The organism is Verminephrobacter aporrectodeae subsp. tuberculatae, assembly GCF_026127385.1.
Lineage (GTDB): Bacteria > Pseudomonadota > Gammaproteobacteria > Burkholderiales > Burkholderiaceae_C > Acidovorax > Acidovorax aporrectodeae.
The window spans coordinates 280,264-293,215 of sequence record NZ_QZCX01000002.1 but is presented as its reverse complement, the minus strand read 5'-3'; the positions used below and the strand labels follow the sequence as shown (position 1 = coordinate 293,215).

At 57.7% G+C, this 12,952-nt stretch carries 7 protein-coding genes; all 7 read left to right on the top strand.

The genetic code is table 11. The features are described 5' to 3' along the window. Positions 1–88: 88 nt before the first annotated feature. Positions 89–3,502: an RHS repeat-associated core domain-containing protein gene (locus D5041_RS09325; protein ID WP_265284531.1), complete on the top strand. Its 3,414-nt coding sequence runs from the start codon at positions 89–91 to the stop codon at positions 3,500–3,502. A gap of 11 nt (positions 3,503–3,513) precedes the next feature. Then, positions 3,514–4,092, top strand: coding sequence for a hypothetical protein (locus D5041_RS09320; protein ID WP_265284529.1), 579 nt, complete (start codon positions 3,514–3,516; stop codon positions 4,090–4,092). Positions 4,093–4,126: 34 nt separating this feature from the next. Next, entirely contained in the window at positions 4,127–4,255 is a 129-nt protein-coding gene (locus D5041_RS09315; protein ID WP_265284527.1) for a hypothetical protein, read from the top strand. Positions 4,256–4,609: 354 nt separating this feature from the next. Beyond that, positions 4,610–5,116: a hypothetical protein gene (locus tag D5041_RS09310; RefSeq protein ID WP_265284525.1), complete on the top strand. Its 507-nt coding sequence runs from the start codon at positions 4,610–4,612 to the stop codon at positions 5,114–5,116. 41 nt (positions 5,117–5,157) lie between these two features. Next, on the top strand, positions 5,158–5,511 hold the full coding sequence (locus tag D5041_RS09305; RefSeq protein ID WP_265284524.1) for a hypothetical protein: 354 nt from the start codon (positions 5,158–5,160) through the stop codon (positions 5,509–5,511). Between the two features lie 43 nt (positions 5,512–5,554). Beyond that, on the top strand, positions 5,555–7,837 hold the full coding sequence (locus D5041_RS09300; RefSeq protein WP_265284523.1) for a hypothetical protein: 2,283 nt from the start codon (positions 5,555–5,557) through the stop codon (positions 7,835–7,837). Next, positions 7,828–12,936, top strand: a complete 5,109-nt coding sequence (locus D5041_RS09295; protein WP_265284522.1) for an RHS repeat-associated core domain-containing protein — start codon at positions 7,828–7,830, stop codon at positions 12,934–12,936. Before D5041_RS09300 ends, D5041_RS09295 begins: the two co-directional genes overlap by 10 nt. The last annotated feature ends 16 nt before the right edge of the window (positions 12,937–12,952 follow it).

Sequence of the window (12,952 nt, the reverse complement as noted above, 5' to 3'; positions counted from 1 at the left end):
CACGATCCAAGACCGGTACGAGGTGATACTAAACGCATTCCGTTAGCGCATCACGATCCCATATCGCGTCATCGCCCTGCAATAATCATTGGACGCAGCAGCGGGCAGCGGCAACATCAGCAAGATCACCGACCCCGAGACCGCCGCGGGCAGGCGGGTGCAGGACTACACGCACAACCGGCAGGGCCAGTTGATGCGGTACACGGTCAACGGCCGCACCGAAACGGAAATCCGCTACGACACCGGCTACCGGGCCGAAACCCGAACCAATGCGCGCGGCTTTGCGACCAAAACCACAAAGAACGAGTTCGAGCAGATCGTGGAAACCCAATACCCCGATGGCAGCACGCAGAAAATGGCGTACTCCGCGCTGCACATGGGCATGACGGAGGAAACCGACGAACTGGGCGTCAAGACAAAGTACGAATACGACGCCAAAGGCAATTTGCTCAAGACCGTGCAGGCTGCGGGTACCGCCGAGGAACAGACCACGGAGTACCAGGTCAACGCCCAGGGCCAAACGACTCGCGTAACGCACAAGGGCAGGACGGAGAGCAACGGCAGCGTAACGCCCGATGCCACATGGCAACTCGCCTATGACACCCAAGGGAAAACCAGCCAGATTACCGACCCCGAGGGGAACACACGCAGCTACGTATTCAACCGCATGGGCGCGCTGGTCAAGTGCACCGATCCCCTGGGGAACGCAACGACCTACGAAACCGACGCCACGGGCAATCTCACGAAGATCACCAACCCCCTCGGTCATGTGCGCACCTTCCGCTACGACAAGAGCGGCAACCAAACCAGCAGCATCGACGCCAAAGGCAAGGCCACCCTGATGGCCTATGACAGGATGAACCGGCGCGTACAAACCACTAACCCCGTTGGCGGCGAGTACAAACGGCGCTACGACACGCAGGGATTGCTTATTAGCAAAACCGATGAAGATGGCAGGACCACCAGCGCAGAGTACGATCTCTTCCAGCGCCTGATCCGCACGTCGGACGCCTTGGGCAACGTCACCAGTTACAACTACCAGATTGCTGACGGCGGTGCTGCTGGCATTCTGGGGGCTCTGGACAATCCCACGGAGATTGAATACCCTACATTCACCCAGAAAATCCGCTACGATGCCGACGAGCGTCCCACCAGCGAAACCTTGGTCTATGCCGACAGCAACGGCACGCAAACCGTGACCCGCAGCAGAAAAACATACGACGCGCGCGGGCAATTCAAAAGCGACACCGACGCCAACGGCAAGATCCGAAGCTATACCTACGACGCGTTCGGCCAGACGGTCGAGTCCGTCGATGCCCTGGGCGGAAAAGCGCAGGCCCGTTATGACGCACGTGGCAACCTCATGGAAGCAAAAGACGCCAAAGGCAACACCACCAGCTTCACCTACGACCGCAACGACCGCCTGACCAGCAAGACCTTGGCCGAAGGACAGGTCACGCATTACAGCTACGACGGGGCAGGCAGGCTCACGGAACGCATCGACCCAGCCGGCACCAAGAAGCGCTACAGCTACGACGCCGCCAACCGCGTCACCCAAATACAACAGATCCGGGATACCACCGTCGTGCGCACCGTCTCCCAGACCTGGGACGCCGAGAACAATCTCACCGCCTGGAGCGACACCGACCCCACGCGCCCCACAGGCCAGCAGACCACCAGCGCCATGCTGACCTACGACGACGCAGGCCGCAAAACCAGCGAAACCATCAACTATCCCAACCCCGCAGGCGACAGCTACCGTTTGACTTACTCCTACGAATACAGCAAAGCGGGCAAGAAAACCAAACTGACCTGGGCCGATGGCACGGCAATCAGCTACGGCTACAGCGCGCATGGCGAACTCGAATCGGTCAGCATCCCGGGCGAAGGCAGCATCAGCGTGAATCAGTTCAAATGGATCGCACCCGCCAAGCTCACCCTGCCCGGAGGCAGTACAGAGGAAAGAACCTGGGACGGTTTGTTCAACTTGGAGGCGCTCAAGAGCCGAACCCCGGGCCAGCAAATCACCCTGAACCTGACCAGTAGTTACGGCAACCAGAGGGAGATAAAAACCGCCAGCCGCACCGATACGGTCAATGGCTCCAGCGGCACCCGCGCCAGCAGCTATGACTACGACGACGAATTGCGACTGACCCGCGTGGGCACCGACACCGGCGGCCTGCTCGGTCGCGATACCGAAACCTTCGGGCTCGATGGGCTGGCCAACCGCATCACGCACAGCCGCACTGGCAGCGGCACCTGGAAATACGACAAGAACCACCGCCTGCAACAGCACCCCGGCGCCAGCGGTCTTGGCGTGGTCAGCTATGCTTACGACGTCAACGGCAACCAGACGCAAAAGACCGAAGGAACAAAAACGACCCGTTACCACTACGACAGCGACAACCGTCTGATCGAGGTGCAAAATGGAGATGGAAACACCATAGTCCGTTATGGCTACGACCCCATGAACCGGCGCATCTGGAAAGAACAGTACCGTGACAAGACAGGGCAACTTCTGGCTCCAGCCATACGCACATACTTCCTGTATGCTGGCGAGGGAATGCTCGCCGAAGCCACACAGGCCCTGGAGATCAACGCCGACCAGTCCATCAGCGCCAGCCATGCTCCGGCCATCACCACCCAGTATGGCCCCACGCCGGACAGCGAATTCATGACGGAAACGCTATTCATCAAGACCCGGAACGGTCAAGGCGCTGAGGTTTTTGCTTACTACCATGAAAACCATTTGGGGGCCCCGCTGCAGGCGACGGACAAGGCGGGTAACGTGCTCTGGGCGGCAAACTACAATGCATTCGGGCGAGCAGAGATGACGACGCAAAAAGCTGCGACTGGCCATGCCTGGATAGATTCACAGATAAGACTTCCAGGGCAGTATGAGGATGTGGAAACCGGGCTGCATTATAATTTCCACAGATACTACGATCCTGAAACCGGGAGGTATCAGCAAAGTGATCCAATCAGGCTGCGCGGAAGGATTAATCCATACGCCTATGCTTCGGCAAGTCCACTGTATTATATTGATCCGAGAGGTTTGGCGGCATGCACCTATACTGTTCGCACGGGTGAACTTGTATGTGTTTCCAACGATCCGGAAAAAAATGGGTTTTCTGGACAATTTACATCGGGAAATAACAAAAAAGTCCCAAATTGTAAAGACAATCCTGACTGTGAGAAAATTAGTAATGCCGGCCCTATCCCTAGGGGGTGCTATACATGGGGAGAAGATGGAGAAACAAAAGATACTTTAAATCGACGAAATTTGAAGCCCGCGAAAAAATCTCCGCCAGAGAAAAATGGGAGAGGTAGTTTTCAAACCCACTGTTGCTCATTTGTAGGGCTCGAAGGCGAGCCATTTGACAAAAATAATGCATGCTCCAAAGGTTGCGTGGTGAGTTACTGCTCTGTCATCAGGGCTTTATACGAATTCTTGGATGCCGAAAATGTAGGAAGAGAAGGAAACACCCTATGTGTCGAATGATTCGTCTATGCATGGCATGGCTTTTTGTCGGAATCGTTATCATTCCCACAACAGTTTTTGCTGATGATAATCCCCAACCTGGTTCTCAAGCTGCATTGAATGGCTTGGTTCAGGGATATCGTCGCACAATCATTAAGTTGATGGAGTTTCAGGAAAAAAGCGAGGAAATTCCTGGATTTGAACCATCCTATACGACTCCGGACGATCAAGGCAAAGAAATTTTGGTGTTTTACCCCTATATGAGCAAGAACCATCGAAATCAAATTTTATGGACCATAATATTAGGTTTGGATAATATAGATAACGATGCAGCAAATCAGCTGGTGCTTGATCTATCGGGAGTATATTTTGGAGAATCTACAGCGGCCATATTTTCATGTCTTGTTCAGCGCAAAGGAAGAAAATTAATGAGGCATCTTAAAAAACAGCAATCTCTGATCAGTTGGTGTATCAAGAAATTACCCGCAGAAGTTTGCCGTGAAGAAAAAGATGCACTCTTAACATTGCGTTCAGATATTAAGACAGAAAGTCGTTTTGAATGTGATCTGCCCATTTACCCCCCTCCGTCAGAACAGTTGTCGCCTCCATAGAATCAAGAACTGGGGGCTGCGATGAAGGACAAAAATGGATCGATACGAACAAGCATTCAGGCACAAGACGATGGCAAAATTGCTGCCGCCGCACAGCGCAACACTGCAAGTGGTTGCGCAGGAAGTTGGTGCGCTGGACCGTTGGCGCAAAATGCGCAGCTAGGCCCGGCTGAATGCCGTTATCACCGCAGCGGCGATGAACGAGATGAGCAAGAACGCCTGGTGCCGCCGCGAGCACGGCGTGTACCCAAACGAATTGGACAAGTGGTATTTTGGAATGTGATCTAGTCATCTATCCCTATCCATAGGACTTATGCAAATCAAGTCCAGCTAGCATTCAACTCTCAAGACCATGGGTACGCCAAATTTGATTATTCATATGAGAAAATTATCAAATTGAATTCAATAGCCCATTCAACCAACTTCCAGAGAACCACTTGCGTTGCACTGCAATATTAAATACCATCTTGCCCATAAAATAAGGTTGCACATTATGTATCGATTGATTTGTCTCTGCATGACATGGTTTTTTTTCGGCATCGCCATCATCCCCGCGACAGTCTTTGCTGATATAAATCCTCGCCCTGGAACTCAGCCCGCATTGAACGGCTTAGTTGATTGCTACAGCTTTACAGTTAGCGAAATGGTGAAGTTTGAGGTAGAAAACAAAGAAATTCTGGATTCCAATCTCCAATTAAACTATCAGAGCTATCGAGAGCAAATCTTGGTGACTGTGCTAAGGGGCTTGGATAACATAGACAACAGCGCAGCAAATCAACTGGTGTTTGATTTATCGGGGGTTTCCTTTGGCGAGGCTACAGATCCCCTGTATGCATGCCTTGTTCAACGCAAAGCCAGGAAATTAGCAAAGTACCTTAAAAAAAGACGCTCGCCGACCGAATGGTGCACCAAAGAACTTCCTGCAACTGCAGCGGTTTGCCGCAAGAAAGAAGATGCGCTTCTGCTTTTGCGGGATAATATAAAAAAAGCAAATTCAAAATGTGATTCCCCGCTCTATCCATAAATCAGAATAAAGACTTGGCAAACCCATAACAGATCCGGCTGGTGCCCGTGATCGTCGGCGGGTACGCCGACCTGTCGGGAGCCCCGCAGGCGCAGGTCGGGGTGGAGATTGCCCCATTCGAAGGCGAGATCGTCAAGATCGCCCGCGACCAAGCGGTGCCAGTGAGCGAGGGCGCGCTGGTGGTGGGAATGGCCACCGACGAGTTCACCCGCGGCGCGACCGGAAAGCTCAAGCTCAGGATGGAAAACCCGTCCGACGTGGACGTGGAACTGCTCAGAGCCTGTGAATTTTTCAATTTCAGCGATGAATGCGACGCAACCCAAGCGCCCTTGGCCTACGAGAGGATCCAAAGTTCGTCTCTTGGCTCTGATCCAAGGCCTCTTGGTGCCCCATGATCGCCTGTGCAGCTCGTTTTGTGGTGGCGCTGGCCGCGAAAAAATGAGAAGCAATATTTGCGCCAACATATTTTCACAGGCTCTCACGGCAACGAACAACGGCGCCGACGCATCGAGCGAGCTGCGCCTGAAAATCCTGGACACCGACGGCAACGTGCTCGCCACGCAGCCCTACAAGCAGGTGCTCGGCGCCAACGTCGTGACATTGACCAATGGCCAGACCGTCGCGCGCATCCCCGCGGGCAGCAGCTACCTCTCGGACCAGTTCCTGCTCAACGTCCCCGGCGCCAGCCCCGACAGCGTCCGCGTCCGACTCGAAATCGACCGCCTGCGCTACCACTCGGGCCAAGAAGACGAGGTGCAGATCGCCGGACGCGGCGCCGAGAAAACCGTCTCCCTGCGCGAGACCACGTACTTCGGCGAAGTCAGCGACATTCGTCCGATCACCTCCTTGGGCGAGCAGGACGTGCTCATCACGGGCCGCGCGGTCAACCGGGCAAGCCAAACGCCCATGCCCGGCACGCGGCTCAAGCTGATCCTCAACCAGCAGGGGTTCGAGCGCAGCGTCAACATCGTCACTGACGCAGCGGGCAACTTCGTCCACACCTTCAAACCCACCCTCACGGACGCGGGCCTGTACAAGGTCAGCGCCATCCATCCGGAAATCACCGACCGCCCGGAGCAAAAATCCTTCACGATCCAGCGCGTCACCGTCGGCCCCTCCCCCTACAAACTGGACGTCCCCAAGAACTACCCCTTCAGCATCCCCCTGTTCGCGCAGGCCGGCGCAGCAACGAGCGCCAGCGGCCTGCGGCTGACGCTGGACCCGGCAAGCCAGCCCACGGGGCAGGTGCCGGACGGCATCAGCGTGCAACTGCCCAGCCCCGTCAACCTCGGCGAGCGCCAGCGGCTGAACCTGCCCGTGCTGTTCACCGCGAGCAACGCGGCGCAGCCCTCGGGCAGCCTGATCCTGACCGCGCACAGCGACGAACACGCCGCAGCGCCCCTGGGACTCGTGCGCGTGGACTACACGCTATCCGAGGCCCTGCCCTACCTGGTGAGCACCCCCAGCCTGATCGAAACCGGCCTGGCGCAAGGCAGCACCCAGGTGGAATCCGTCACAGTCAAAAACAACGGCCTGCAGGACGCGCTCAACCTGCAGTTCAGTTTGACAAAAACCGACGGCACGCCCGCGCCCGCCTGGGCCAGCATGGGCAGCGCCGCCAACGGCAGCCTGGCCATCGGGCAGAGCCGGGCCATCGACCTGGCGTTCTCGCCCCCTCCAGGAACGCCCGAAGGAGTCTACGAATACAGGCTGCGTGTCGTGGGCGACAACGTCCCGGCGCAGGCGCTGAACGTCTACGTCAGCGTGACGCAAAGCGGCCAAGGCAACGTCCTGTTCAAAGCGGCTGACATCTACACCGCCACGATCGGCAAGAACGGCCAGCTGATTCCCGGCCTGGCGGGCGCAAGCATCACGATGCAAAACGAAGACGTGGGCAGCGTGAGCCAGGAACTGAACACCGACGCATTGGGCGAAGCGCTGTTCCAGAACCTGCCCGCGGGCCGCTACAGATTCCGCGCACGCGCGGCAAACCACCAGGATGCCAGCGGACGGCTGCTCATCAGACCCGGAATCACGGCCAACCAGCCGGTCTTCCTGAACTACAACGCGATCAACGTCGAGTGGAGCGTGCGCGAAATCACGATCCAGGACCGCTACGAGGTGACGCTCAACGCCACCTTTGAAACCGACGTCCCCGCCGCCGTGGTGGTCCTGCAGCCGGCCAGCACCAACCTGCCCAAGATGGCCGCGGGCGACGTCTACCACGGAGAACTGACGCTCACCAACTACGGCCTGATCCGCGCCGACAACGTCAAGCAGAAGCTGCCGCAAAGCGACGCCTACTTCCGCTACGAATTCCTGGTGGAACTGCCGGTAACACTGCAAGCCAAACAGCGCATCACGATCCCATACCGCGTCATTGCCTTGCAGTCGCTGGACGCAGCAGCGGGCAGCAGCAACGCATCGGGCGGCGGGTGCCACAACTACAGCAACACCCTGAACGTGAGCTGCGACTTCCAGTGCGCGAACGGGACGCAATCGGACTGCGGTGCATCGACCTCGTGGTTCTCCGTGAGCAATAGCTCCTGCCCGGACAGTGGTGGCGGGCCGGGCAGTTCGGGTGCGGGAGCGGGCTCTGGCGGGTTTTGGGGAGGCGGTGGCAGCAGCGGGTTTGGGGGAGGTCGCGGCAGCAGCACGCCGATCAAGATGAAGGGCAAGCGGTGCGTGTATGTGACCAAGGGAGGAACGGAATGCAACTGAACAACACGCAGGCGAAAAAGATGCAAGAAACCCTGCTGACTTGGATCGAAGCGCTAAAACGCAGCAGCAGGGCTGTGCTGCTGATAGTGCTCGCGACAACGGTCCTGCTGCCCACGCAGACACAGGCACAGTCCATGGCAGCAGCGCAGGTCACACTGCCCAACGGCTACCTGAATCTGCGCTCCAACGATTTGGTCGTCAGTAGCGCAATGGGCCCCATGCGCTGGACCCAGGAATGGGACGGCCATGAATGGCGCTTCAACCCGCAATGGGAAAGCCTTTCGCAGAATTGGAAAAACCCCACGGGGAGCAGCAGCGCCAGCGCCGGGATCGGCGCCACCACCAGCACGGGAGACTCCGGATGCTGGGTCTGGGTTGACGATGACTGGCAGCCCTCGCTGCAAATGACCGTCGGCGGTGGCGTTGTCATGGTTGACGGCGTCGCGCAAGCCAACCCCATGGTGGCCAAACGCAGCACCCCCTTCAACCGCAAGATCAGCGATGGCAGTTCCGCCGACTACCCACCGCCCCAACGGGTCAGCCTTGACTACGCCGCCCTGTGCCCCGGAACCAAGGCCCAGTTTGTGGATACGGAAGCCATCCGCCGCGGCAGCCAGCTCTTCATGGGCGACGCCGGGCGCTATACATTCGACAATCGATCCGTTCTGGAAAAACGCCCGGTACAACAGCTGCCGGCCGCATCAACAACAGCAAGCCACACCCGTGAGGACTCCACCCGCGCGACCCCTGCGACCCCGGCACCCGAGAGCAACGCCAAAGGCTTTCGCTGGAGCAAGAGAAACGGCGACTGGATGGACTACGACGCCCAAGGCCAGGGCGTGGCCTTTGGCGACCGCAACGGCAACACCATCTGGCTGCAGCGCGACGACCATGGCCGGCTGCTGAGCACGGTCGATGACAGCGGCCATACCCTGCTGAGCTTTCACTACACGGGCGAACTGCTCACCGAAGTAAAAGACTATCCCCTGGCCACCGTGGCGGGCGATCTGCCATCGCGCTCGATCAAGTACCAATACGACGAAAAAAACCGCCTGACCCAAATCACGGACCCGCGCGGCAACACCATCCAATACGCCTACGATGCGGCTAACCGCCTGATCCGGATCACGGACCAAGAGGGCCGAACAGAGCGCATCGCCTACGCCGGAGACACCGTCAAGCAACGCATCGCACCCGACGGCAGCGTCACCGACTACGAATTCGACTACGACGACGTGAACAAACAATTCATCAGCAAAATCACCGGCCCCGAGACCGCCGCGGGCAGGCGGGTGCAGGACTACACGCACAACCGGCAGGGCCAGTTGGTGCGATACACGGTCAACGGCCGCACCGAAGCGGAAATCCGCTACGACACCGGCTACCGGGCCGAAACCCGAACCAATGCACGCGGCTTTGCGACCAAAACCACAAAGAACGAGTTCGAGCAGATCGTGGCGATCCAATACCCCGATGGCAGCACACAGAAAATGGCGTACTCCGCGCTGCACATGGGCATGACGGAGGAAACCGACGAACTGGGCGTCAAGACAAAGTACGAATACGACGCCAAAGGCAATCTGCTCAAAACCGTGCAGGCTGTGGGCACTGCCGAGGAACGCGTAACCGAATACGAAGTGGACGCACGAGGCAGGATCACGCGCGCCACGCGCAAGGGCCGCACGGAAAGCAACGCCAGCGTCACCCCGGACGCAAGCTGGCAAGTCATATACGACGCGCACGGACAGATCGGCCAAATCACCGACCCGCAAGGCAAGCAACACCACTATCTATTCAACCGGCTCGGCTGGCTGCTCCAGTACACCGACCCCAAAAGCAATATCTGGCGCTACACCTACGACGCCGACGGCAACCTGCTGAGCGAAACCGACCCCTTGGGGCAAACGTCAAGCAACACCTACGACCGTGTCGGCAACCGGATCAGCAGCACCGACGCGCGTGGAAAAATCACCCGCTACACCTACGACGCCGCAAACCGTCAACTCAGCCAAAGCGATCCCCTGCAAGGCAGTTACAGCGTGACCTACGACGCGCGCGGTGCACTGGCCAGTGTCAGGGACGCCGGCGGAAAAACCATGCAGTTGGACTACGACGCATTGGCCCGATTGACGCAAGCCACCGACGGCAAAGGGCAGACTTACGGCGTCCAATACAGCGACGCGGACGGCAGCGACAAACATGCAAATCAGCCGAGCAAGATCATCTACCCCACGCTGCAGCGCGTGATGCGCTACAACGAACGCGATATTCTGAGCCTCAAAAATGACGTAGCTGGCAACGAGACGCGGGTGGAAAGCTACGGCTACGACCGAATGGGACAGCAAAAAACCACCACGAACGCCAACGGCAAGACCTACTCCTACGAATACAGCCCGCACGGGCAGGTCACGCAGATCAAAGACCCGATGGGCAACACCATGCGCGTGGTGTATGACACCCGGGGCAACGTCATCGAAGTGCTGGACCCCAACAATGGCCGCACGCGAATGGAATACGACCTGTGCGATCTCCTTCTCGGCAGCACCGACCCACTGGGAAACACGACGCGCTACGCATGGGACGACAGCGGCTGGCTCACGCAAATCCAGCAGGCGAACGGCCAAAAAATAGCCTACGACCACGACGCGGTGGGACGCGTGATCCAACACCGGGAATACGACGCACAGGGTAGCCTCAAGAAAACCACGCGCTACAGTTACGACGCGGCCGACAACCTGCTCACATGGAACGACGGCCACTACGCATCCGTGCGCATCTACGATGATGTCGGCCGCCTGAGCAGCGAAACCATCACCTACGGCGTGGGCGCGTCCAGCTTCACGCTCAGCCACGCCTACACCTACTACGGCAACCACCAGATCAAGACCTACACTGGCCCCGACGGCGTGACCATCAGCTACGACTACGACGGTGCAGCGCAATTGGAGAAAGTAAGCATCCCGGGTGAAGGCAACATCAGCGTGACCGACTGGCAATGGTTTCAGCCCAAGAAAGTCCTGCTGCCCGGCGGAACCGAGCGGCGCCTGGAATACGACGGCTACCAGAACCTGACGCAACTCAAGGTCGTCAACCCCGGGCAGGCCACCGTGTTCGAATTGCAAAACCAATACGGCAAGCTCGCCGAAATCCGGCAGGCCCGCATTGATGGCAGCACGCTGGGCTATACGCACGACGACGCGGGGCGCCTGACCCAGGTGAGCGCGGGCCTGCTGAGTGGGCGCAATGAGAGCTTTACGCTGGATGCGAACGGCAACCGTACTCGCCACAGCCAAAGCGGCACCTGGAACTACGACTCGGCGGGTCAACTCATGGAACGCTCCGGTGCTGGAGGCCGCGTCAGCTATCAATACGACGCATCGGGGAACTTGACCCAGAAAACCGACACCAGCCAATCCGAACCCGCACGCACGACCCACTACGCCTGGGACGCCTTCAATCGCCTGTCCGAAGTCAAAGACGGAGAAGGTCGCCTGATCGCACGCTACAACTACGACCCCTTCGATCGACGCATCCGCAAGGAACTTGGCGACTCGGTCACGCTGCAATCGAGCACCGGGGCCGCCAACACCGCCACATACTACCTGCACACTGAATGGGGTCTGCTCGCCGAAGCCGATGCCAACGGCCAGATCACCACCAGTTACGGCTGGAACCCGCAGCGCGAAAACGGCGTGGCACCCCTGTATGCCCGCGTGCCCGACGCCGCAACCTCTGAACAATGGCGTACTGTGCACTACCACAACGACCACCTTGGCACCCCGCAGCGCATCACGGACAAAAGCGGCACGCTCGTCTGGGCAGCTGATTACGACGCTTACGGCAAAGCCACGACACGCACCACGACCGATACAAGCAAGGCTGTCACCAACAACCTGCGCTACCCTGGCCAATACTGGGACTCGGAAACCGGCCTGCACTATAACGACAGGCGCTACTACGATCCCGAGACCGGGCGCTACCTCAGCCGCGACCCCATCGAATTCGAAGGCGGAATCAACCTGTACACCTATGCGGCAGCGGCGCCCGGACGCTACACCGACCCCACGGGCGAAATCATTCCCGTTCTGCTGGCCAACTATTTGCGCTGCAACCTCCTCTGCAATGCCGTGGGCGCGGCCACGGACCAACTGCTTTGTGGGGAAGTGAACTGGGCAGAAAACGCCAAAGACTGCCTGACAAGCTGCCTGTGGTCGATGCTGCCCATACCGGATCCCTGTGGCAAGCTTGGCACACTGATCAGTGTGGGGGTGGGCGTTGCGGGCGGGCTCAACAGCTTTGCGGGTGAAACCCTGGTCCATGTGCGAGGCGCCGACGGGCAGCCCGCGCGCAGGCCGATTGCCCAGATACGCACCGGTGACGAGGTTCTGGCCTGGGACGAAATGGCCGCGCACGACGGACGTATCCAGACAGGTCTTGGCGCAAGATCGACGAGCGCAACCCGGTATGAAAAAGTAACTGGCATCATCAGCAATGAAAAACAGCAGCGCTTGGTGCATATTACGCTCAACAGCGGAAATATAATCAGCGCCACGGACGGTCATCCGTTCAGGACCAGCGAAGGCTGGAGGGATGCCATCCTGCTCAAGCGGGGAGGCCAACTGTTGCTCGGAGGCGACGGAAACGAGAATGATGCAGCCGTCACGGCGACAATTATCGATGTTCGCGTAGAGATAAAAACCATCCGGGTATATAATCTGGAAGTGAAGAATCTTCACACCTTCTTCGTGGGAGAAGATGGTTTATTGGTTCATAATGGAAATGGATCTTATACATGCTATTTTGTGAGTGGAAAAAAATACCACGGCAAAGGGGACTTTAATCGCGCACAACAATCCGCAAAGGAAAAGGCAAATAAATATAATGACAAAGTTGAAAAGATCAATTGGTCTGATGCAAAGAATGATAAGCAGTCATTTCAGCATGAGCACCAGAGGATACAAACAGATGCCTTTAAAGTTAATGGCAAGGATCGTCCAGGATATGAAAACAACAATAACTATAATCAGCGCGCATCTCCTGGGGCACAATTTCCATTGCCTAGAAAAAAACCTCCTTCTGGAACAGACTTTCGCAAGTGAATATTTTGGTGTTAAA